Origin of the sequence: Plesiocystis pacifica SIR-1, assembly GCF_000170895.1 — a bacterium.
GTDB lineage: Bacteria > Myxococcota_A > Polyangia > Nannocystales > Nannocystaceae > Plesiocystis > Plesiocystis pacifica.
Map to the genome: position 1 here is coordinate 125,524 of NZ_ABCS01000002.1, position 22,686 is coordinate 148,209.

The window sequence follows — 22,686 nt, forward strand, 5'->3', positions numbered from 1 at the left end:
GAGCACGAGAGCACATGTCAGGCATCGAGGCAGTCATCGCAAGGGCCCGCATGGCGGGCGACGTGGGCTTCGCCGAGCGCAAGCAGTTCAAGCTCGCCCGCCGCCGCGCCATCGAGAAGATGCGGCGCTTCGCCCTCGCGGACCCCTACTTCTACATCCTCGAGATCATCCAGGCGGCCGTCGCCGGCGGGGCCGAGTCCATCGACATCACCTGCGACGACGGGGACGTGACGGTCTCGTGGATCGGCGGCGTGCTGACCCAAGACGAGCTGTCCCAGCTGTTCGACTTCCTGTTCGCGTCCAAAGAGCGCGTCGACATCGCCCACGTCCGCTCCCTCGCCCTCGGCGTCAACGCCCTGATGCTGTTCGAGCCCGAGCTGGTCGTGATCGAGTCCGGCGACGGCAGCGAGGGCGGGACGGCGCGCATGGTCGTGCGCCAGAGCGCCGACCAGGTCGACGTCGGCCGGGCCCAGGGCAAGCTCGCCGGGACCTACGTGCGCGCGACCAAGCTCAACCGCGCCAAGGTGGCCAAGGCGACCGGGCGCAGCGGCAACGCCGAGGGCAACCTCGAGTTCCGCGTCGCCGAGCAGCGCTGCATCGCCGCCCCCGTGCCCCTGGTGTTCAACGGCCAGTCGCTGTTCGGCTGGTCCAAGCAGCGCGTGCCCAACCTGTTCGGCTACAAGAAGGTCCGCTCCTTCGACGAGGGCGACCTCTACGGGACCCTCGGCCTCAACCCCATGGGCGGCGTGCCCAGCTTCCAGCTGCTGACCCACGGGGTGTGGATCCAGAGCTACCAGCACGAGCTCGTGCCCAAGAAGGCCTTCGGCGGGGTGATCTGCTTCGACCGCCTGCACAAGACCGTCGACCACGCGGGCTTCGTCCGGGACGAGCGCTTCGAGGAGCTGTGGATCCGGTTGCTGCCCTACGCCCAGGAGCTGCTCGGCGGCAAGGTGGTCGAGGTCCCGCGCATCACCAGCCTCGACGGCCTCGAGTACACGCCCCTCGAGCTGCGCAAGTACCTCAACCAAAACCCGCGCATCATCGCGGTCCCGCCCGAGCTCGACGCGGACTCGAGCGCGGGCCAGGCCGTCAAGCTGATGTCCTACGCCCTCGACGCGGAGCTGCTGCGCTCGCCGCCCTCGCAGGTCTCGGCGATCCGGGTGCTCGGCGGGCGCGAGCTCAAGCTGTGGCAGCCCGACGTCGACGACCCCGCCGAGCTCAGCTTCTACGCCAAGGCCGAGCTCGAGCCCATCGACGGGCCCCAGCTGCTCCCGCCCGTGGCCCTCGAGGGCGTCCCCGTCGACGTCGCCGCGGGGGCCTGCGCCGAGGGCAAGGACGCCGAGGCCCTCGCGCGCGTGCTCGGGGAGACCGGGGTGATCGCCGCGACCCTCTACGCCCCCGTCGACCCCGGCGAGGCCCGGCGCGGGATGCTGGTCCAGGTCACGACCACGGGCCGGCTGCTCGACACCAAGCTCTACGCGACGACCCACCCCGGGCGGATCCTCCGCGTCGAGATCCCCACGGCCTCGCCCGGCTCGATGCACACCCCAATGCCCGGGCGCATCGGCCAGCGCTCCGCCGTCGAGCACATCGCCGAGCTGTTCGCCGGGCGCACCGAGCCGGCCCTGCGCGAGCAGGACCAGCGCACCCTCGCAGGCCTGGCCGTGGGCAAGATCGAGGCCGGCTCGCCCGCGGCCCGGGTCGCCTTCCAGGTGCTCTCGCGCGTGACCCTCAGCCGCCTGCGCGCCGCTCGACCGGGGCGCACGAGCCCGGGCCTGAGCTTTTCGCTGCTGCACTCGGCGAGCGAGGGCGAGGAGTACCAGGCGAGCTCGGGCAAGTTCGACCCCCTCGCGCTCCCGCTGCTGCGCACGCTCTCGGGCCGCGCCGTCAGCCTCCGCGATCTGGCCCTGCTCAGCGACCACACCTCGGGGCTCATCTACGGCCGCGTCGAGGGCATCGAGGCCGATCTGGGCGAGCTCGACCCCCAGCTGGCCACGGCCCGCATCCTCGACCTGGACCTCAGCACCGAGCGCGAGCTCATCAACCTCATCGGCGACGGCGGCTACGTGCGCGTCGACGCCCGCGATCGCCTCGCGGTCCACGGGCCCTTGTGCGTGCGCGACGTGGCCGTGGGCCTGCGCGAATACCCGGAGTTCCCCCTGCTCGTCGAAGGCCGCGCGGGGGTGGGCGTCGACGCGAGCGAGGCCCGCCCCCCCGCCGAGTACCTCGAGGGGCTCGGGCCCGCGCTGAGCGAGGACTGCCTCGCTCATCTGGTCCGCCAGCTCCGCGAGCGCGTGCGCGGCCAGTTCGACGACCCCGCGCAGCGCCGCCACGACCCCGCGACCCAAGAGGAGCACCGCCGCCAGGCCGTGCGCCACCTGCAGTGGATCGCCTGCCGCTGCCTCGCCCGCCACGAGCGCGCGCGCCTCGACGCCCTCGAGCTCCTCGACGTCCCGCTGTTCACCGACCTCGCCGGCCACGGCTGGAGCCTGCGCCAGGTCCACGGCGCGCTGACCAGCGAGGAGGGCCTGCTGGTCCACTACGGCCACGCCCTCGGCGGCGAGGAGCTGGCCCTGCTGTCCGCCGACGCCCCGGAGCTAGCCGGCGACGCCCGGCCGAGCTCGCTGGCGGCCTCGGCCTTCGTATTCCGCCTGCTCGCGCCCCTGGGTCGGGTCCGCCTCGCCTTCGACTTCGACCTCGACGACGTCGAGGCGACCCGCAACCCGATGACCGCCAACGAGGCCTTCCTGGTCCGCGAGACCGTGCGCGCGCCCTGGGGCTCGGGGGTCATCGGCGTCCCGGCCACGCACCAGGCCGAGTACCGCGTGCAGCTGCGCATGCGCGGCGGGGGCTCGGTCGCGGCCCTCGACGAGGTCGCGCGGCGCTTTGGCCTGGTCGGCACCCTCGAGCTCGAGGGCTCGCACCGCGACGACCCGAAGCTCGCCGAGCGCATCATCGCCGAGCTCCACACACTCGGCCACGGGCTGCTCGAGCGGCTGATCACCCGCCTGCCCAGCTTTGGCGACGACCCCCGCCGCCACGAGGCCGGCCTGCGCGTGCTCTTGCACTACGCCAGCGAGCAGCTCAGCCTCAGCGCCGACCGAGACAGCCTGACCGCCAGCTTGCGCACGCCTCTCGCCCACCGCATCTTGAGCCTCCCGCTCTTCGACACCGGCGCGACCACCCTGACCTCGGGGCAGCGGCTCATCGAGCACTTCCGCGCGCACTTCGAGGCCGCCCGCCGGGAGCTCGCGCGCAGCTCGGGCTCGCGCTGGGCCAGCCACGCCTTCCCGCACAGCGTCATCGGCAACGTCGAGTGGGACGAGGTCCTGGCCGCGCGCAGCCCCGCGTGGATGCGCGAGTGGCTCGAGCTCAACCTCCACCCCCAGCGGACCGCGCTCTACACCGGCGGCGCGGCCACGCGCGCGCAGACCTCGTCCAGCTCCGCCGCCGACTCCGACGAGCCGCGCGCGCCCTGGCCCGAGGGCGAGATGCTCGACGAGAAGGCCCTGAGCTGGAACCTGGTCCACTGGCTCGACCGCCTGCGCACCGACCCGCGCAAGGACGAGCACACCGGGCTGCCGCCCACCCTCGTGTTCGTCACGCCCACCCCCAACTTCAACCGGCAGGTCGTCGAGGGCAACGACAAGCGCGTCGACGTCCACAGCCTCGACCCCATCGCCGAGCGCGTGCGCCATCGGCCCACGAGCGAGAACCTGGCCTGGGTGCTGCTGGCGATCTACGCCCACCTCAACGCCGTCACGGGTCGGATCACCAACTCGCACGAGGCCCAGTTCCAGCGCGCCATCGCCGATGCGCTGTGCGATGACAGCCTGGTCGTACTCCGGCCCTGAAATTCCCGCGCACGGCTTTTGCTTCCGCCGACCGCAGATCCGTTCAGCTCCAGGCCCCGCGGGGCCTCCGACATGGGCGAAAAATTGCGGACCGCGGCGCCGATCTGCTAGCGGCGAACGAGGTGGGAAAGAAGCGTCACAGCACCGGCGCCAACCGGCGGACCACGGCGAGCAGCAGCGGCAGCCGTAACCGGCGAGGCCGCAGCTCGAACGAGGGCGCCGACCGGCGCTCCCGCGAGCGCGGATCCCGGAGCTCCAGCGCGCGCGCCAAGTCCAAGGCCAAGTCCAAGGCCAAGTCCAAGGGCAACCGCCGCGTCGACCCCAACGAGCGCGAGCAGGCCAGCCCCGCCAAGCCCCGCGGTCCCCGCGACGTCGCCGAGTTCAAGGCCCGCAACCGGACCATCCTGCTGCTGCTCATCCTCGCCTTCGTCAACGGCTGGATCTTCCTGTGGCGGGACGAGGGAGGCCTCGACGCCTTCGAGGCCAAGGCCGCGGTCATCGGCGGCAAGCAGCGCAGCGGCTTCGCCGACCCCATGGCCGACGCCTGCGGGGGCGATCCCGTCGACGTCTTCGCCGGCCTCGACGACCGCCTGCGCCTCGACACCCGCCTCAACCGCAGCAAGACCCTGCGCCTGGGCCTGCTCGAGCTCGGCGTCGACGTGGCCGAGGTCGACGCCCTCGAGGCCGAGGTCCGCAAGACCATGGATCTCGGCCTGCTGACCGGCAGCGGCGCGCCCCTGCGCGTCGCGGGCGACCGCACCGGCGGGGTCCAGGCCGTCGAGATCGAGGTCGCCGAGGGCCACCTGGTCCAGGGCTGCCGCGCCGGCGACCACTTCGAGGTCCGCAACATCCAGCACCCCCTGCGCGTCGACGTGGCCGTGATCGCCCTCGAGCTGGGCAAGGACGCGGACCTGCTCGAGGCCGTGGCCGACGCGAACCAGAGCCCCGACCTGGCCCGGGTGATCGCCGCGACTCTGGCCCAAGACATCGACTTCACCGCCGACGTGCGCCCCGGCGATCGCATCCAGGTGCTGATCGAAAAGCGCTACCTCGGCCGCCACTTCCACCGCTACGGCAAGCTGCTCGCGGTCCGCTACATCGGCAACGCCGGGCGCATGGCCTTTTACCGCTACAAGCCCGTGGGCGCCGACGAGGCCCTGTTCGACGGCCACGGCGAGCCCATGGCCCGCGCCCTGCTGCGGACCCCCTTCGCCTGGCACCCCTTCGACGCCGAGGGCCGGGCCGCCCTCGCCCCAGCCATCGAGTTCGTCGACGGGCGCATGGGCGCCGCCTACCGCCGCGCCCTGGGCACCCCGGTGATCGCCGTCGGCGACGGCCTGGTCCGCCGCGTGGGCCGAGAGGGCGACGACGGCCTGGTGATCGAGTTCGAGCTCGACGCCCTGGCCACCAAGGACGAGTCCGGCGAGCCCAGCCGACCCATCCGCGTCCGCTACGCCAACCTCGACCGCACCATCGGCGAGCTCGCCCCCGGCGACCGCGTCGAGCAAGGCCAGATCATCGCGCTCGTCGGGCAGACCGGGAAGACCCCCGTGCCCCGCCTGCGCCTCGAGCTCCTCGACCACACCGGCGAGCGCCTCGACCCCCTGGCCCTCGGCGAGCGCGGCTCGGCCCGGGCCCCCCGCGCGGGCGATCCGGTCCCCGCCGAGCAGCTCGAGCAGTTCACCGAGGACATCCAGAGCTGGCGTCGAGCGATGCGCAAGGCTGGCGAGTAGCCTCCGCTCCACCAACGAAAAAGGGCGCTCCCATGACGGGGCGCCCTTTTTCGTCGTGGCATTGGAATTGGAATCCACGCCCCCGCCCGCGGGGGCGACCACATGCCCTCTCCAAGGCACGAACCCCATTCCCCACCAAGCCAAAGCGGAGGAGCGGATAGCGACGAAGCGCCCCCGGTCCCGTGCTCCCTGTGGGGGCAGAGCAGCCTCAGTTGACCGCGGTCTCGAGCGTGCGGATCTGCTCGGCGAGGTTGATGAAGTTGCGCTCGAGGGTCGCGGCGAACTCGATGAGCTCGATGTCCGGCAAGCGGATCGACTCCTCGATGGCTCGGTTCACGAGCGCGACCCAGCCCCACAGCAGCGCCTGGGCCATGGGCGGCTGGGCCTCGAGCTCGCCCATGTCGAGGCAGCCCAGGCAGCGGTTGACCACGTCGACTTGCAGGCGCTTGACCTGGTCGGCGAGCTCGGGGATGGGGCCCATGCGCCCGCCCGTGACCTCGTAGACGCTCGGGTTCATCTGGCAGTAGAACACCAGCCCGCCCATGATCGCGCCGATGTCGTTGGCGTCGCCGATCTCCGCGACGGCGTGCTCCAGGCCGCTGATGATGCTCCGGGCCGAGGCCAGGAAGAAGCCCCGGCGCCCGCCGAAGTAGTGGTAGAGCAGCGCCTTGGACACCCCGGCCTGCTTGGCCAGCTCGTCCATGGAGCAGGAGTCGAAGCCGTTCTTTGCGAAGTGCTGGCGGCCGAAGGCGAGCAGCTGCTCTTTGCGAGTCTTGGGGTCGAGGCGGCGGCCGTTTGAGGGCATGGGGAACATGACGAGCGTCTCTCCTTGTTGACGACTAGTCAATATCATGTGTTGACCGCGCGTCAATAACTTTGTTGACGAAAAGTCAGCAGTGTCGATTGGGCGCTAGGCCCCACAAACTGGCCCACAAGAACGAGCGCGACTCACGCTAACCGCTCTCGCTAAAAGCTCGAAAACGCGCTCGTGATCCCGACGAGGCTCCGCGACTCCACCCGTGCGTGCCCGTGCTCCAGGCCCTCGCTCTGCTCGCCACCTTGACCCCTGGCGAGCCCGCTCCCGAGCCGCCCGCCGTGGTGCTCGCCCTATCGCCCGTGCTCGTGGACGCCCCCGTCCACGTCGAACCACCGGCAGCGCCCGGCTGGGGTCGACGGCTCCGCCGCAGCAACGCGGCGCAGGCTCTACGCTCGATCGTCGACACCGCCGACAGCGTGCTCGACACCCACGCCGCGCAGGAGCCTCCGGCCACCCTGCCCCGGCGAATCTCCGTCTAGCGAGGCCTCAAGGGTTGGCCTCGGCGTCGTTCTCGATGGTGATCGCGCTCTCGTAGCCGTCCTCGACGATCGTCACCGGGTTGTTCGGATCGACGCCCCAGGGCTCCCCGGGCTGCCACGCGCCGTCGCCGTCGAGGTCCAAGAAGGCGTAGAGGAAGAACTCGGTCGAGGCGCTGCCGAGGGCCTCGGTCCGGCGCACGTAGTCGCGGACGTCCGCGCTCGAGGCCAGGGTGTCGATGGAGTAGGCGTCGGTCAGCCGCTCCGTGTCGCTGCGCTCGGCCTGGGAGCCCGACTCGTCTTCGTCGAGCATGGCCAGGACCAGGGTCGGCTCGCCGCTCAGGTCCACGTCTTCGGCGACGCTGACCTGATACTCGACGGTGTAGCTCAGGGTGCACGCGACCAACACCGTGGCCGCGAGCAGGCCTGCGAGGACTCGGGGGGTACGCCTGCGCTGCATCACCTGGATTGTCCCAGTTCCCCGGCGATGGTTCACGCGCCTTCGCCCAACCGCGTTCGCCGGGCTCGAGGCGACGCTGCGGCCAACGGGCGAACGCGCCCACATTTTTTTGCTCGCGGGCGCTGGACTTCTTGGTGTACCTGATACACATCTGCGCTCATGGACGATGAGCCCCTGCTCTTTTATCGCGTCGGCGATGAATTCGGCGAGTTCTCCAACTTCGCGGCCTACCCGATCCGCGTCGACGGCAAGCGCTGGCCGACCTCGGAGCACTACTTCCAGGCCCAAAAATTCGCCCGGGCCAAGGACGCCTCCAAGCACGTGGAGGCGATCCGCACCGTCCGCTCCCCGATGGTCGCGGCGCGCATGGGTCGGGACCGCAAGCGACCGCTGCGGCGCGACTGGGAGTCCGTCAAGGACCAGGTGATGATGAAGGCCTTGCGCGCGAAGTTCGAGCAGCACGCGGACCTGCGCGCGCTGTTGCTGAGCACCGGAGAGCGCGAGCTCGTCGAGCACACCGTCAACGACCGCTACTGGGCCGACGGGGGCGACGGCTCGGGCAAGAACAAGCTCGGGCGCCTGCTCATGCGGCTGCGCGACGAGCTCCGGGCTTAGCAGCCATTTGGCAGGGCGGGAGCGAGCTCGCAGGCGTCCTCGTCGATCCAGTCGCGAATGCACGAGAGCTTGTCGCAGGTGTCGGTGAGCGCGTCGCAGTCTTCGAAGTAGGTCGCCGGGCGCAGCGGCCCCACGCGGTAGCGGGTGCGGGTGACGTTGAAGTTCACGTCCTCGTGCTCGACGACGGTCCCGTCCTCGAAGATCACCAGCTTCATGCGCTCGTAGTCGGTGTAGTTCGCGTGCGACATGCGCAGCTGCGCCGGCTCCTGGGCGATGAGGGCGTCGACCATGCACTGGAGGATCTCGGCGTTTTCCTCGGTGAGGCCGAAGCCGCCGCCGCCCTCGCAGCCGAGCAGGTCGAGGGCTTCGCAGGGCTCGGGGGCCGAGCAAGCCAGCTCGGGGAGGTCGTCGTCGCACTGGGCGACGCACAGGGGCTCGCCGAGGCAAGAGGCGTTCCCGCTCTCGTCGCTGTTCGTCTCGCTGTTCGTCTCGCCCCCGCCCTCGTCACCAGCCCCGGGGCAAGCGCTCAGCAGCGCGAGGGCGAGGCCGAGTCCAAGGAGGCGGGGGAGCGTCATGTCTCCGAGTGTAACGCCTGCTGGCTAGCCACGATCGCGGACCAGGGCGTCGGCGACGGCCATGCCGTCGAGGGCCGCGCTGACGATCCCGCCCGCGTAGCCTGCCCCCTCCCCGCACGGGAACACCCCCGCCAGGCTCGGGGACATGAGCGTCTGCGCGTCTCGGAGCACCCGCACCGGGCAGCTGGTCCGGCTCTCGACCCCGACGGCGATGGCGTCTGCGCTGGCAAAGCCAGGCATCTTGGCGTCGAGACGGACGAGGGCTTCCCTCAAGGGCTGCGCGAGCTCGCCGAGGACCGCGTCGAGGCGGCAGGGCACGACGCCGCGGTGGTAGCTCGTCGGCGGCAGGCTCTCGCTGACGCGGTCGGCAACGAGGTCCGCGAGGGTCTGGGCCGGGGCGACGTAGGCTCCACCGCCGACCTCGAAGGCCCGGGACTCGACGCGATCTTGGTAGGCCAGGCCCGCGAAGGGGTCGCTCGGGTCGAGGCCGACCGCGGCGAGCTGCTCGGCGCCCACGGGCGCGACGAAGCCGCTGTTGGCGTAGCGCCCCCGGCGTTGCGAGGGGCTCATGCCATTGACCACCTGGCGCCCGGGCTGGGCCGCGGCGCACACGATGTAGCCCCCGGGGCACATGCAAAAGGACCACGCGCTGCCGCTGGCGACCTGCTCGACCAGGCGATAGCTCGCCGCGCCCAGGGCCGGGTGACCCGCGAGGGGGCCGTACTGCACGCCGTCGATGAAGCCCTGGCGATGCTCGATGCGCACGCCGATCGCAAAGGACTTGGCCTCGACCGCGACGCCGTCGCGGGCCAACCAGCGGAGCACGTCCTGGGCCGAGTGGCCGGGGGCGACGACGACCCGGGGCACGCGGACGACCCGCCCGTCCGCCAGGCGCACGCCTCGGAGCGCGCCGCCCTCGACGAGCAGGCCGTCGACCCGCGCGTCGAACTCGATCTCGACCCCGGCGTCGCGCAGGTGCTCGCGCATCGCCGTGATCACCCGCGGCAGCTTGTTGGTGCCGATGTGCGGGCGCGCGTCGACGAGGATCGCCGGCGGGGCCCCGTAGCCGACGAGGGCCTCGAGCACCTCGCGCACCGAGCCGCGCTTGTCCGAGCGCGTATACAGCTTGCCGTCGCTGAAGGTCCCGGCCCCGCCCTCGCCAAAGCAGTAGTTGGACTCGGGGTTGAGCTCGCCGCGCTGGCTGAGCGCCGCCAGATCCCGCCGGCGCTCGCGGATCGCCTTGCCGCGCTCGAGCACGACCGCGCGGACCCCCCGGCGGGCGAGCTGCCACGCGCAGAACATGCCCGCCGGGCCGGCCCCGACGATCGCCACCTCCGGCGGGCCCGGCATGGCGGGGAAGGCCGCGGGGGTGAGCCGCGCGTCCGCGGCGGGGGCCTGGCTGCCCTGCCAGACCTCGACCTCGGCGCGCACCTTGACCCGGCCCTTGCGCGCGTCGATCGAGCGCCGACGCAGGCGCCAGCCAAAGGCCGAGGTCAGGCTCCAGCCCGTCGCCTCGGCGATCGCCTCTTCCATGCGCGCGACCTCGACGAGGGCGTCGGGGTGCAGCTCGAGGCTCAGGGTCTGGGTCTGCCCCGGCGCGAGGGACAGCGCGGCCTTGGCCCTGGACTTGCGTCCGCCCTTGCGCCCGCCTCCCCGGGTCTTTCCGCCGCCTCGCCTGGCCATGGGGCTGGAGCATAAGATGTCCGCGATGGCCATGCTCTTGCGGGTCGCCTACGACGGCACGGACTTCCACGGCTTCGCGCGCCAGGACAACGGCGGACAGCCCCTGCGCACGATCCAGGGCTGCCTCGAGCAGGCCCTGAGCACGCTCTACAAGCAGCCCATCCGCACGCGCGGGGCCAGCCGGACCGACGCCGGGGTCCACGCGCGCGGTCAGCTCGTCGCCTTCGATCCGCCCTTCGCGATCCCCGCGCGCGGGCTGCTCCTCGGCCTCGCCGCGAACTTGCCCGCCGACATCATCGCGAGCGCGGCGTGGCTGGCCGAGGACGTCGAGGGCGAGCCCCTCAACCCCCGCTTTCACACCCGCGGCAAGCTCTACCGCTACAGGCTGCGGCCGGTCTCGCTCCGCGACCCGCTGTCCGCCCGCTACGAGTGGCACCTGCCCCGACCCATCGACGTCGCCGCCATGCAGGCCGCCGCGCCCCGCTTCGCCGGCACCCACGACTTCGCCGGCTTTCGAGCGAGCGACTGCCAGGCCAAGTCGACCACCCGCCGGGTCCGCAGCGTGATCGTGAACGTCGAGACCCTCGCCGAGCTCGACCCCCTCGCCGGCCAGCGCGGGCGCATCGAGGGCCCCGCGGCGCCCGCCCGGGTCACCATCGACGTGCGCGGCGACGCCTTCCTCAAGAACATGGTCCGGATCATGGTCGGGACCCTCGTGGGCGTCGGCCGCGGTCAGTTCGGTGCCGAGCGCATCGACGAGGTCCTCGCCTCGGGCGACCGGACACGCGCGGGGGTCACCGCCCCCGCCTGCGGACTCACCTTGGTCGAGGTGCTGTGGCCAGAGCCGTGGCCGCCGAGCGGGGGGCGCGACGGGGATGTCTGACACAGGCCGCGAGCGTGGGCACGGGCGACCACAACCGATCACAACCGAGATTTTCCGCGAACCTGTAGCCCCCCTCGAGCTCAGGCCGTACACCGAGGGCACCCATGTCGGTAGAGATTGATCAGGTCGCGCCCACCCAGGGCGCCGTCGAGGCGCGCGCGTCCCGAGGCCGCGAGGGCGCCCTCGAGCGCGGGGCAGAGCTCGGGCGCTACCTCGTGCTCGAGCGCCTCGGCGCGGGGGGCATGGGCGTCGTCTACTCGGCCTGGGACCCCCAGCTCGACCGCAAGCTCGCCGTCAAGATCCTCCACGCCGCGCCCGCCCCGCTCCGCCCGCCTCGCCCCGGCGACACCGAGCTCGCCTCGGGGCCCAGCCCCAGCCTCGACACCAACTCCGCGAGGCTGATGCGCGAGGCCCAGGCCCTCGCCCGCATCCACCACCCCAACGTCGTCACCATCCACGACGTGGGCGCCGTCAAAGGCCGGGTGTTCGTGGCCATGGAGTTCATCGACGGCCAGACCCTGCGCGCGTGGCTGGACGAGGCAGCCCGGCCGTGGACGGCGATCCTCGACGTCTTTCTCGAGGCCGGCCGCGGCCTCGCGGCGGCCCACGCCGCCGGCCTCGTGCACCGCGACTTCAAGCCCGACAACGTGATGCTGTGCAAGAGCGGGCGGGTGTGCGTGCTCGATTTTGGCCTGGCGCGGGCCGATGGCGAGCAGCCCGTGCGCCCCGAGCAGGCCGCGGCCGAGCTGAGCGATCGCCCGAGCTCGAGCTCCGACGGCGCCCTCAGCTTCACCAGCAGCGTGTCGTCCGGCAGCGTCTTGACCCGAACGGGCGCGCTCCTGGGCACGCCGGCCTACATGGCCCCCGAGCAGTTCCAAGGCGGCGGCCTCGATCCGCGCAGCGATCAGTTCAGCTTCTGCGTCGCGCTGTGGGAGGCGATCACCGGCGCGCGGCCCTTCTCGGCGAGCTCGCCCATGGCCCTGGTCTACGCCGCCCTCGACGGCGAGCTGCGCCCCTTCAGCCCGCGCCCGGCCGTCCTCGACGGCGCCAAGGCGCTGCCCGAGGGCCTCGTCCACGCCCTGCGCCGCGGCCTGGCGGGGGAGCCCGAAGACCGCTTCGAGGACATGGGCGCGCTGCTCGACGCCATCGCCCGAGCTCGGACCGCGCCCCGCCGGCTCCGGCGGCGGCGTCGGCTGCTCGCCGCCTCCGCGGCGGTCGTGTTTGGCCTCGGCGCCCTCGCCAGCGTCGCCCTCGATCGCCCCGATCCCGCGCGCAGCTGTCGGTCTGACTCCAGGGCCGTCGCCGAGGTCTGGAACCCGCGCCGCGCCCGAGCCATCGACCAGGCCTTCGCCACCACCCAGCTCAGCTTCGCCAGCCGCAGCGCCGACAAGATCCGCGCGCCCCTCGACGCCTGGGCCCGGGACTGGACCGCCATGCACGACGACGCGTGCGCGGCCCACTACCTTCGCGGCGAGCAGTCGGCCCAGCTCTTTGAGCGGCGCGTGGCCTGCCTCGACCGCCAGCTGAGCAGCTTCTCGAGCCTCGTCGACGCCCTCGCCGAGGCCGACGCCGAGGTCGTCGAGCACGCAGGCGCGGCCGTGGGCGGCCTGCCCAACGTGGCCGACTGCGGCGACCTCAGGCAGCTGCGCGCGGCCCTGTCCGAGCCCCGAGCGCCCCACCAGCGCCTGCGCCTGCACCGGGCCCGCGCCCTCCTCGACCGCGCCACCCAGCTCGCCCGCCTCGATCGCCTCGAGGCCGCCAAGCCCCTGTTCACCGCCGTCGAGGCCGAGGCCCGGGTGCTCGGCTACGAGCCCTTCGTGGCCGAGGTCGCCCTCGCCCGCGCCCGCGAGCTGTGGCTGCCCAACGGTCGCGACGAGGCCGCCGTCGAGGCCCTGGGCGAGGACGCGACCAAGGCCCTGATCGCCGCGCGCCGGGGCCAGGCCGAGCACCTCGAGATCACCGCCATGAGCCTGGTCGCGCTCTCGGCCGCGCGCCGCTCCGACTTCGACGAGGCCACGCGCTGGCTCGACATCGCCGACGCCATCGCCGAGCCCCTCGACGACCGCGGCCTCGCCCTCGAGCTGCTCCACACCCGGGCGCGGACCGAGAACCTCGCCGGGAACTGGGCCGCCGCCGAGCCCCGCTTCCGGGCCGTGGTCGCCGACGTCGAGGCCATGCACGGCCGCGACTCCCTCGAGTACGCCCAGGCCGAGCTCGAGCTGGGCCTGCTGTTGATCGGCCGGCAGCAGGCCCAGGACGCCCTGCCCCTGGTCGAGCACGGCCTCCAGGTCGCGACCGAGCAGCTCGGCGATCACCACCCGACCGTCGCCGAGGCCCACGCCCAGCTCGGCCTCGCGCACACCGAGCTCGCCCAGACCGAGGCCGCCCTCGAGTCCTTCCGCCGCGCCCAGACCCTGGTCGTCGAGGTCCGCGGCGAGACCGACCGGCTCAACCTGCGCATGCTCGCCTACCAGGGCATCGCGCTGAGCGAGCTCGGCCGCTGCGACGAGTCCCGGGCCGCCCTCGAGCGCCTGCGGAGCCTCAGCGAGGCCGAGTTCCAGCGCGAGTCGGCCCGCTGGGCCCACGCCGCGCGCCTGAGCGGGTGGTCGTGCCGCTGGTCCCACCCCGAGTCCGTCGCCCTGCTCGAGGAGTCCGCGGCCATCCACGAGCGCCTGGGCGGGCGCTACTCCTACGCCTGGGTCGACTCCGCCCTCAACCACGGCTTCGCCCTGCTCGTGCGCGAGCGCGACGCGGAGGCCCGAACCTGCTTCGACGACGCCCGCGAGGCCCTCGCCCGCGTCGAGTCCGTCGAGGCCCAGGACCGGTGGTGGAACCCCAACGACATGCTCGCCATCGGCGACGCGTTGCTGCGGCTGCGCGCGGACGTGGACGACACCGACGCCCTGGCCGAGGTCTTCGCCCTCCGCGAGCGCCTCGATCCCCACGCCATGCTCGGACCCTACGGCCTGCTCGAGGAGGCCACGATCGGTCGCTTCGATCCCCGCGGACCCGGTTGAGCGCGACCTGGTGTCCCGAAGCACTGGCGCCCGGCCCATCCTTCGCGCGACAATCGCGCGAATCGATCGGAGCCCCCACCATGATCAGCCTCGGACTCGCCTGCCTCCTCGCCCTCGCCCCACCGACCACGGAAGGCTCCGCCTCCGTGTCCACCTCGAACGCGAGCTCCGCCTCGGGCTCGATCGACAAGGGCGACGTCCGCCTTGGCCTCAACGGCGGCCTGTTCTCGTACACGATCCTCACCAGCAGCGACGAGGTCGCGGGCGTGGAGACCCGCAGCAGCGTGCACCAGTGGGGCCTCGGCTTCACCGGCCTGGGGGCACCGACCGCTGGCGGCACGGCGATGTTCGGGTGGACCGCCGGCTACGCGATCACCCCGAACATCGAGGTCGGCGGCAACCTCAGCCTCGCCTTCGGCGGCGGCCGGTTCACCAGCGAGGTCGGCGACATGAGCACCGAGGCCCAGTTCGACCGCACCTTCGCGACCTGGATCCAGCCCTACTTCCACTACAACATGCAGGTCGCCAAGCCCCTCGTGCTGGTGTTCGAGGCCAGCGTCGGCTTCCTCTACGGCCACGCCAACTCGCCCCCCGACGCCATGGTCGAGGCCCGTCAGCGCACCCTCGCGCCGACCTTTGGGCCCGGCGTGGGGCTCAACTTCTTCCTGACCAAGAACGCCAGCATCGACCTGATGTTCAACTACAATTTCGGCCTGTTGTCGGAGCAGTCCGTCGTCGACACGACGACCGCCGACGCCGACATCAACGCGCACCTGATCATGTTCCGCCTCGGGACCTCGATCTGGATGGGCGGCAACAAGTAGTCGCGGGACCTACTCGGGCACGGCGGCCATGAGCTGCCGCGCCCGACCGATGCGCCGCTCCATCAGCGGCAGGCTCTCGGGCAAGAAGGCGTCGCGCAGGGCGTCGAAGTGCACGCTGAAGTAGAGGGTCAGGTTGCGCAAGATCCACAGGTCCGCGAGCAAGCCTGGATCCGCCAGCTTCGGGCCCCCGCCCTCGCGGATGGCCGCGCGCAGCTCCGCCATGTAGCGCTCGGCGGCGCGGTGGTGGGCCGCGAGCTCTCGGGCGGGCCAGTCGACGTGCAGGTGCAGCAGCAGCCCGGCGCGGACCAGGCCGCGGTAGCAGCCCATCTGCTCGCGCAGCAGGTAGTAAGACAGCTCGATCGCGTCGTCCCCGACCACGTCGTCGGCGAGGCCCCACGAACCCTGGCCGGCGTCGTCGCAGCCGCGGAAGATCGTGAAGTGGACCGCGGGCGCGCAGCTCCGGGCGACGTCGAGGATCTCCTGGTCGATGGGGCCCGGCCGCGGGTCGAAGGGGCTCGAGCGCAGCTGCTCGAGGCGCGAGCGATGTACGCGGGTGTGCTCCGTCGGGGTGATGACCAGCGCTCGCCGACCGCCGCAGTCCATCACGGAAAATTCCAGCGTCATCACAATTTAGGTCGCGCCAGGGAATCTGGACGGTTCACAATTCTGGAGCCCTGAAAATCGTGTAGTGGATCTAGCTTTGCGCAGACTGCGAGGGGCCGATTCTGCCCCCTTTTGCCCCGCACCACGCGCAGCTTCAGCGCCGAGTCCCAGTGACTGGCCAGTAACGGCTTTGGCAACACCCAGGCTCAAGTGCGCCCATTTCGGCGGAGCGCGCGGCGTGGTCCGACCTCGTCACCTGGGGAGGCGCGGCTTTCGCGGGGCTCCATCGACGGGCCATCGGCGGCCCATCTGCGGAAAGTTTCGGCCTGGGCTCAAACGTACGCAGACTCGCTCCGAGTGGCCGACACCCTACGCACCTCCGGCAAGGTCTCCGTCGCGGTCGCGGCCTCCCGCGTCCTCGGGCTGGTGCGCGAGATCCTCTTCGCCCACCTGTTCGGCGTGGGCGCGGTCGCGGACGCCTACCAGGTCGCCTACCGCATCCCCAACCTGCTGCGCGACCTGTTCGCCGAGGGGGCCCTGTCGAGCGCCTTCGTGCCGACCTTCCTCGCCGCGCTCGTGGGCAAGGACCCCGAGGAGCTGAACAAGAACCCCAAGCTGGGCGAGGGCGAGGTCACCCTGGACCGCGAGGCGGCCTACCACCTCGGCAACCTGACCCTCGCCGGGGTGCTCCTGGCCACGGGCACCCTGAGCGTCCTCGGGATCATCTTCGCCGAGCCCATCGTCGGGTTGATCGCGGCCGACTTCGAGGGCGGCAACCTCAGCCCCGAGCAGGCCGCGGCCAAGCTCGAGCTCGCGGTCACCCTGACCCGCCTGATGATGCCGCTGCTGACCATCATCTCCGTCAGCGCGGTGTGGATGGGCATGCTCAACGCCCAAAAGCACTTCATGGCCCCGGCCTGGGCCCCGGCGATGTTCAACGTCACCAGCATCGTGACCGGCGCGGGGCTGCTGATCTTCGACCCCAAGGACGAGCTGGGCATCGTGGTCTGGAGCGCGGGCACCCTGGGCGCGGGCTTGGTCCAGGCTTGCGTGCAGCTCCCGGCCCTGTGGCGCATCGGCTACCGACCCCTGCCCCGCCTGCGCGGCCTGGGCAAGCACCCCGGGATCCGCCGCATCCTCCGGCTCATGGCCCCGGCCGTGATCGGGCTCGCGGCCGTGCAGATCAACATCATCGTCAACACCCGCTTCGCCGCCGGCTTGGGCGACGGGCCCATCGCCCAGCTCAGCTACGCCTTTCGCATCTTCTACCTGCCCATCGGCGTGTTCAGCGTGGCCCTGGCCACGGTCACGACCACGCGGGTGAGCGAGGACGCGGCGCGCCAGGACATGGAGGCGCTCGCGGCCAGCGCGGGCGAGGGGGTGAGCGCGGTGTGGATGCTGATGACCGCGAGCACCGTGGGCCTCGTGGTCCTCGCCGAGCCCGTGGTCCGCTCGCTCTACTTCTCGTTCACCCCCGAGGAGGCCACGGCCACGGCCTGGGTGCTCGCCGCCTACGTCCTCGGCCTGCTGCCCTACGGCCTGGTCAAGATCCTCGCGCCGGTCTTTTACGGCCTCGACCGCCCGCGCGTCCCGCTGATGGCGTCGTTTTGCGCCGTGGTCACCAACATCACCTTCAACGCCCTGACCTACCGGCAGCTCGGCGCCCCCGGCCTCGCCCTCGGCACGGCCCTGGGCGCGACCGTCAACATCGTCGTGCTGCGCCTGAGCTTCGGCCGGGTCGTCGGCAAGCTCCCGGGCCCCGGCGCCAGCGCGCGTCAGCTCGGCGCCCTGCTCGGCGCCAACTTGCTCCTCGGCGCGCTCGTGTTTGGAGCCTGGCAGGGCGTCAGCGCCGGCCTCGACGCCCTGGCCGTGGGCGGCAAGCTGGCCTGGGGCCTGCGCGTCCTCGGCCTGGGCCTGGTCATCCCCCTGGGCTTCTTCAGCTACGTCGGCGCGCTCCGAGCCGCCGGCTACCCCGGGGCCGATCTCCTGTGGAGCCTCCCCGCCAAGGTGGTGGGTCGACTGCGCCGTCGGGGCTCCTGAACGCCCGGCGAACCCGGGTAACGTCTGGCTCGCCCCTGCGAACGCGAGGGCGGACGGCCATGCCCAAGTACAAGCTCATCTCCTTCCCGATCTGTCCCTTCGTCCAGCGGTCGACGATCACCCTGGAGCACAAGGGCGTGCCCTACGACATCGAGTTCATCGATCTCAGCGACAAGCCCGACTGGTTCCTCGAGCTCTCGCCCCTTGGCAAGGTGCCGGTGCTCGTCGTCGAGGAGGAGGAGCGCGAGATCGTCCTGTTCGAGTCGGCGGTCATCAACGAGTACCTCGACGAGATCACCGAGGGCTCCCTGCTCCCCGCCGACCCCCTGCTCAAGGCCAGGCACCGGGCGCTGATCGAGTTCGCGTCCGCGGGCATCAATGACGCCTGGATGATGGGCACGGCCAAGAGCCGCGAGGACGCGCTCGCGCACGCCGCGAAGCTGCGCGACAAGTTCGCCCGGCTCGAGTCCGAGCTGGTCGGGCCGCTGTTCACCGGCGAGTCCCTCAGCCTCGTCGACACCGCGACCATCCCCATGCTGCTGCGCGCGGCCTGGACCGAGGAGATTGTCCCGGAGCTGGCGCTGTTCGCCGACTTCCCCAAGGTCACCGCCTGGCGCGACGCCACCATGGCCCTCGAGGCCGTCGAGCGCTCGGCCGTTCCGGACCTGCGCGAGCGCTACCGCCAGTACCTCGCCAAGCGCGACGGCTCCTGGGTCGGCGGCCAGGTCAGCGCCTAGCAGCCCATCGCCGCGAGGGCTTCGGCGTCGACGTAGCGCTCGCGGTAAGGGTGCTCGCCCTCCCGCGCCAGGCCCCGCTCGATCACCACCAGCTCGCGCTCGAGCTGCTCGAGGGCGGCCTTGACCGCGGTCAGGTCGTCGAGCGCGACGGGATCCAGCGCGCGAGACTGGGCCGCGGCCCGCCACTTGTCGCGCAGGCTCTCGCGCAGGGCCGAGACCCGGTCCTGGCCGATGTGCTTGCGCTCGAGGATCATCGCGTCGCCCGTGCCCAGGGCGTCGACGGTGCGCAGCCACGCGTTGACGAAGCTCCAGCTCTCCATCAGCGCCCGGCGGTAGCGTCGATCGCGGATCTGGCCCAGGGGCGCGTCCGGGTCGACGACCTCGACCACGGTCAGCATCGCCCGGGCGCGCACCAGCTCCGCGCGCAGATGCCGAGTCTCGAGGAAGAGCTCCGACAGCCCCGCCGACAGGTGCTTGGGCGGATCCACGTCCGTCGGGGGCACCGGCAGGGAGCGGCGGACGCTCATCCAGCGCAGCTGACCCCGGCACCACAGCACCAGGCGCACGGCCGCGTAGCAGGCCAGGAAGAAACTAAAAAGCCAAGACACGGGTCTTTTTGATTATGTCAGGAAGCCGCAGCGGTGTCAGCCGAACGCTGCCGGCGTGGTACCTTCGCGCTTCGATGCGCTCCCCCCTCGGCAAGGGTCGTCGTACCCGTGGCCCGGTCTCGGGGCGACGCAGCGCATCGTTGCTGACGGCCGTCGTTGCCGCGGCCCTGGGCCTGGGTCCAGGGGGGTGCGGTGGGCTGGGCGGCGATAAAAATTCTTCGGAAGATTCCGTACCTGGGGGGAGCCTGGAGCTCGAGGCCTGCGGCGCGGCGCTCGCTGAGCTGCGTTGCGCCAGCTTGGACGTCCCCCTCGATCCCGGTGACCCCGAGGGTCAGGCGATCGCCCTGAAGATCGTCGTCGCGCCTGCGACCGCGCGCGCTCCCGCCCCGGACCCGGTGTTCATCCTCGCCGGCGGCCCCGGCCAGGGCGCGGCGACCATCGCCCCCTACATCGCGCCCAAGTTCGACGCGATGCGGCGCAACCGGGACCTCGTGTTCGTCGACCTTCGGGGCACGGGCGCCTCGGCCCCCCTCAACTGCGAGCTCGGCGACCCCACCGACCTGGCCATGCTGCTCGCCGAGGAGCTCGACGAAAAACACATCGACGAGTGCATCGCCAGCTACAAACTCGACCTCGCCCAGTTCTCCACGGCCCGCCAGGTCGAGGACCTCGAGGCCGTGCGCGCGGCCCTGGGCTACGAGTCCATCAACTTCTGGGGCATCTCCTACGGCACCTGGACCGGCCAGCACTACACCAAGCGCTTCCCCGAGCGGGTCCGCTCCGCGGTCTACGACGGCGTGGTCCCGACCGACGGGGACCTCTACGCGGGCGTCAGCGCCAGCGCCGACCGCAGCCTGCGGGCCGTGTTCGAGCGCTGCCGCCAGGACCCCAACTGCGACGCCGCCTTCCCCCAGCTCGAGCGCAAGCTCCAGGCCGTCTACGCCGACCTCGACAACCCTCGGGTCCTGCGCGAGGTCGAGCACCCGCGCACCGGCGCCGTCGAGCGCGTCGAGATCAGCCGCCGCGCCTTCGAGGGCACCCTGCTGACCGGCCTCTACAGCGGCCACTCGGCGGCCATGATCCCCCTGATGATCGACCGGGCCCACGCCGGCGACTTTGGCCCCTTCGCGGCCATGGCCATGAGCGCGGCGAGCCACGACGACACCATCAGCCTGGGCCTGCACTACACCCAGGCCTGCTCCGAGGGCTACGCCCACCTGAAGCCCGAGGCCATCGAGGCCTCGCGCACGGTCTCGCCGCTGTTCACCGGCGTCGGCCTCCAGAACCTCGGGGAGGTCTGCGCCCGCTGGCCCGCCATCGAGCTCGCCCCCGACACCTGGGACCCCGTCCCCGCCGACACCCCGGCGCTGCTGCTCTCGGGCCGCCTCGATCCCATCACCCCGCCCGAGCTCGCCGAGCGCCTCGCCGCGTCCATGCCCCAGGCCCGGAGCGTGGTGGTCGAGAGCGCCCACCACGGGACCTGGCGCGCGGGCTGTGTGCCCGAGCTGATCGCGGAGTTCTACGACAGCCTCGACGCCGACGGCCTCGACACCAGCTGCGTCGACGCCATCGAGCCCACGCCCTTGTTCCTCAGCGCCGCCGGCCACCGCCCCCTGCCCAAGGGCCACGGCGCAAAGCCGGCGCCCGAGCCCGAAGCTGGCGAGCGCCCCGAGCCTGGCGGAGGCCCCGAGCACGGAGAGGTCGCCGCGCCGTGATCGTCGCCCGCGACCTGCACAAGCGCTTTGGCTCCGTCGTCGCCGTCGACGGGGTCTCCCTCGACGCCGCCGACGGGCAGATCACCGGGCTGCTCGGGCCCAACGGCGCGGGCAAGACCACCTTCTTGCGCCTGCTCTACGGCCTGATGCTGCCCGACAGCGGCAGCGTGCGCGTCGACGATCTCGACGTCGTCCGCGACCCGCTCAGCGTCCAGGCGAGCATCGGCGTGCTCCCGGACGCCCTCGGCCTCTACCCGCGGCTGACCGCGCGCGAGCACGTCCGCTACTTCGGCCAGCTCCAGGGTCTGCGCGGCGGGGCCCTCGAGGACCGGGTCGAGGCCCTGCTCGAGCGCCTCGACATGCGCAGCATCGCCGACCGCCGGACCCAGGGCTTCTCCCAGGGCGAGCGCATGAAGGTGTCCCTGGCCCGCGCCCTCGTCCACGGCCCCAACAACGTCATCCTCGACGAGCCGACCAACGGCCTCGACGTCATGAGCACCCGGGCCATGCGCAAGCTGATCCGCGAGCTGCGCGACGAGGGCAAGTGCGTGCTCTTCTCCAGCCACGTCATGCAGGAGGTCTCGGCCCTGTGCGACGTCATCGTGCTCGTCGCCCGCGGCCGCGTCGTCGCCCGCGGGACCCCCGACGAGCTGCGCCAGCAAAGCGGCTGCGCCGACCTCGAAGACGCCTTCGTGGCCCTGACCGCGGCGAAGGCCTCCCCGCCCGCCGCCTGACCTCTGCACTCGACCATGTCCCGGCCCATGTCCTGGTTCACCGCCATGTGGATCGTCCTGCGCAAGGAGCTCGTCGACGGCCTCCGCGACCGCCGGGCCCTGTTCTCGGCCCTGCTCTACCCCTTGCTCAGCCCGCTCCTGTTCGGCCTGTTGTTCGGGATGATCGCCGACAAGCAGCGCGAGGCGGCGCAGGTGCCCATCCCCGTGCTCGGGGCCGAGCACGCCCCGGAGCTCGTCGCCTACCTCGAGGCCAGCGGCGCGACGGTGACCGAGGCCCCCGGAGACCTCGAGCAGGCCAAGGCCGCCGTGCGCGAGGGCGAGCTGCCCTTCGTGCTCGTGATCCCCCCGGAGTTCGGCGAGCACATCGCCACGGCCACGCCCGCGCCCCTGCACATGATCGTCGACGGCTCGCGCAACGATCAGCGCCCGGCCTCCAGCCACGCCCGCCAGCTGCTCGAGTGGTACGGGGCCAAGCTCGCCCGCGGCCGGCTGATCGCCCGCGGCGTCGACCCGGCCGTCGCCAAGCCCCTCGCCATCCAGGACGTCGAGCTCGCCAGCGCCGAGGAGCTGGCCCTGAACATCCTCGCCTTCGTGCCCATGTTCGTGCTCATGGCGACCTTCGTCGGCGGCATGCAGCTGGCCGTGGACGCGACCGCCGGCGAGCGCGAGCGCGGCTCCCTCGAGCCCCTGCTGCTCAACCCCGTGCCCCGCTCGGCCATCGTCGTCGGCAAGTGGCTCGCCGCCGTGGCCTTCGCCGTGGTCTGCGTGGTCCTGACCCTGCTGTGCTGCGTGCTCGTGCTCGAGCACACCTCGGTCAGCGAGCTCGGCCTGAGCCTCGACACCCGCCCGGCCGTGCTCGCCGGGGTGATCGCCGCCGCCTTCCCCATGGCCCTGATGGCCGCCGCCCTCCAGGTCCTCGTCGCCAGCTTCGCGCGCTCCTTCAAGGAGGCCCAGACCTACATCTCGCTGCTGATCTTCGTGCCCATGGCCCCGGCCATGATCGGCATGATGTCCGGCCTCGGCGACAGCCCCCAGGCCCTCCTGACCCCGGGCGTCGGCCAGCAGATCCTGGTTGAGAAGCTCCTCGGCGGCCAGGCCGTCAGCCCCCTCGAGTTCGTGCTCCCGGTCGTGTCCTCGCTGGTCGTCGCCGCCCTGTGCGTCGGCGTGACCGCGGCGATGTTCCGGCGCGAGGCCGTGATCTTCGGGCGCTGACGAGGCCAACCCAAGGTACGAGCGGACAGCCTCGGGGCACCCCCGCGAGGCGCCCCTCGCTCGAAGCGATCTTCACCCCCGCCAGATGATGCCCCCGCCT

At 72.0% G+C, this 22,686-nt stretch carries 18 protein-coding genes; 12 read left to right on the forward strand and 6 right to left on the reverse strand.

All coding sequences use genetic code 11. The features are described from left to right. Positions 1 to 50: 50 nt before the first annotated feature. Positions 51 to 3,854 (forward strand): hypothetical protein, encoded by a 3,804-nt coding sequence (locus tag PPSIR1_RS01715; protein WP_006969240.1) that lies wholly within the window; start codon positions 51 to 53, stop codon positions 3,852 to 3,854. Between the two features lie 122 nt (positions 3,855 to 3,976). Next, on the forward strand, positions 3,977 to 5,587 hold the full coding sequence (locus PPSIR1_RS01720; protein ID WP_006969241.1) for a M23 family metallopeptidase: 1,611 nt from the start codon (positions 3,977 to 3,979) through the stop codon (positions 5,585 to 5,587). Positions 5,588 to 5,795: 208 nt separating this feature from the next. On the opposite strand, the gene PPSIR1_RS01725 is transcribed toward PPSIR1_RS01720, so the two are convergent. Then, positions 5,796 to 6,401: a TetR/AcrR family transcriptional regulator gene (locus tag PPSIR1_RS01725; protein ID WP_006969242.1), complete on the reverse strand. Its 606-nt coding sequence runs from the start codon at positions 6,399 to 6,401 to the stop codon at positions 5,796 to 5,798. Between the two features lie 209 nt (positions 6,402 to 6,610). Here PPSIR1_RS01725 and PPSIR1_RS01730 point away from each other — a divergent pair, with 209 nt between their 5' ends. Continuing rightward, the gene (locus PPSIR1_RS01730; protein ID WP_006969243.1) at positions 6,611 to 6,883 is read left to right on the forward strand and encodes a hypothetical protein; all 273 of its coding nucleotides are present in this window, start codon (positions 6,611 to 6,613) and stop codon (positions 6,881 to 6,883) included. Positions 6,884 to 6,890: 7 nt separating this feature from the next. On the opposite strand, the gene PPSIR1_RS01735 is transcribed toward PPSIR1_RS01730, so the two are convergent. After that, entirely contained in the window at positions 6,891 to 7,340 is a 450-nt protein-coding gene (locus PPSIR1_RS01735; protein WP_157595114.1) for a hypothetical protein, read from the reverse strand. 159 nt (positions 7,341 to 7,499) lie between these two features. Here PPSIR1_RS01735 and PPSIR1_RS01740 point away from each other — a divergent pair, with 159 nt between their 5' ends. Next, positions 7,500 to 7,955 (forward strand): NADAR family protein, encoded by a 456-nt coding sequence (locus tag PPSIR1_RS01740; protein ID WP_006969245.1) that lies wholly within the window; start codon positions 7,500 to 7,502, stop codon positions 7,953 to 7,955. Here the strand turns inward: PPSIR1_RS01740 and PPSIR1_RS01745 are convergent. Both PPSIR1_RS01745 and PPSIR1_RS01750 read right to left on the reverse strand, forming a co-directional pair. Continuing rightward, positions 7,952 to 8,530 (reverse strand): hypothetical protein, encoded by a 579-nt coding sequence (locus PPSIR1_RS01745; protein WP_006969246.1) that lies wholly within the window; start codon positions 8,528 to 8,530, stop codon positions 7,952 to 7,954. The genes PPSIR1_RS01740 and PPSIR1_RS01745 overlap by 4 nt on opposite strands. 24 nt (positions 8,531 to 8,554) lie before the next feature. Further along, a complete protein-coding gene (locus tag PPSIR1_RS01750) occupies positions 8,555 to 10,213 on the reverse strand; it encodes an NAD(P)/FAD-dependent oxidoreductase (protein WP_006969247.1) in 1,659 nt (552 codons plus the stop codon). 25 nt (positions 10,214 to 10,238) lie between these two features. Here PPSIR1_RS01750 and truA point away from each other — a divergent pair, with 25 nt between their 5' ends. The 3 genes from truA (at position 10,239) to PPSIR1_RS01765 (ending at position 14,937) form a co-directional block, all read left to right on the forward strand. Next, positions 10,239 to 11,096 carry a tRNA pseudouridine(38-40) synthase TruA gene (gene truA, locus PPSIR1_RS01755; RefSeq protein WP_006969248.1) on the forward strand — a complete coding sequence of 286 codons (858 nt, stop codon included), beginning with the start codon at positions 10,239 to 10,241 and terminating at the stop codon, positions 11,094 to 11,096. Positions 11,097 to 11,200: 104 nt separating this feature from the next. Beyond that, entirely contained in the window at positions 11,201 to 14,113 is a 2,913-nt protein-coding gene (locus PPSIR1_RS41550) for a serine/threonine-protein kinase (RefSeq protein ID WP_006969249.1), read from the forward strand. Positions 14,114 to 14,259: 146 nt separating this feature from the next. Continuing rightward, positions 14,260 to 14,937: a hypothetical protein gene (locus tag PPSIR1_RS01765; protein ID WP_157595115.1), complete on the forward strand. Its 678-nt coding sequence runs from the start codon at positions 14,260 to 14,262 to the stop codon at positions 14,935 to 14,937. 9 nt (positions 14,938 to 14,946) lie between these two features. Here the strand turns inward: PPSIR1_RS01765 and PPSIR1_RS01770 are convergent, their stop codons facing one another. Further along, a complete protein-coding gene (locus tag PPSIR1_RS01770; protein WP_006969251.1) occupies positions 14,947 to 15,561 on the reverse strand; it encodes a hypothetical protein in 615 nt (204 codons plus the stop codon). A 336-nt stretch (positions 15,562 to 15,897) separates the two neighbouring features. Between PPSIR1_RS01770 and murJ the strand changes: the two genes are divergently transcribed. After that, on the forward strand, positions 15,898 to 17,580 hold the full coding sequence (gene murJ / locus PPSIR1_RS01775) for a murein biosynthesis integral membrane protein MurJ (RefSeq protein WP_006969252.1): 1,683 nt from the start codon (positions 15,898 to 15,900) through the stop codon (positions 17,578 to 17,580). Positions 17,581 to 17,639: 59 nt separating this feature from the next. Next, entirely contained in the window at positions 17,640 to 18,317 is a 678-nt protein-coding gene (locus PPSIR1_RS01780; protein ID WP_006969253.1) for a glutathione S-transferase family protein, read from the forward strand. Here PPSIR1_RS01780 and PPSIR1_RS01785 read toward each other — a convergent pair. Beyond that, the gene (locus PPSIR1_RS01785) at positions 18,314 to 18,925 is read right to left on the reverse strand and encodes a hypothetical protein (RefSeq protein WP_157595116.1); all 612 of its coding nucleotides are present in this window, start codon (positions 18,923 to 18,925) and stop codon (positions 18,314 to 18,316) included. The genes PPSIR1_RS01780 and PPSIR1_RS01785 overlap by 4 nt on opposite strands. Positions 18,926 to 19,221: 296 nt before the next feature. Between PPSIR1_RS01785 and PPSIR1_RS01790 the strand changes: the two genes are divergently transcribed. The 3 genes from PPSIR1_RS01790 to PPSIR1_RS01800 are packed head-to-tail and all read left to right on the forward strand — an operon-like array spanning position 19,222 to position 22,586. Further along, positions 19,222 to 20,640 carry an alpha/beta hydrolase gene (locus PPSIR1_RS01790; RefSeq protein ID WP_006969255.1) on the forward strand — a complete coding sequence of 473 codons (1,419 nt, stop codon included), beginning with the start codon at positions 19,222 to 19,224 and terminating at the stop codon, positions 20,638 to 20,640. After that, on the forward strand, positions 20,637 to 21,374 hold the full coding sequence (locus PPSIR1_RS01795; RefSeq protein ID WP_006969256.1) for an ABC transporter ATP-binding protein: 738 nt from the start codon (positions 20,637 to 20,639) through the stop codon (positions 21,372 to 21,374). The genes PPSIR1_RS01790 and PPSIR1_RS01795 overlap by 4 nt, the downstream gene beginning before the upstream one ends. Positions 21,375 to 21,401: 27 nt before the next feature. Next, positions 21,402 to 22,586, forward strand: coding sequence for an ABC transporter permease (locus tag PPSIR1_RS01800; RefSeq protein ID WP_006969257.1), 1,185 nt, complete (start codon positions 21,402 to 21,404; stop codon positions 22,584 to 22,586). Positions 22,587 to 22,686: the final 100 nt, after the last annotated feature.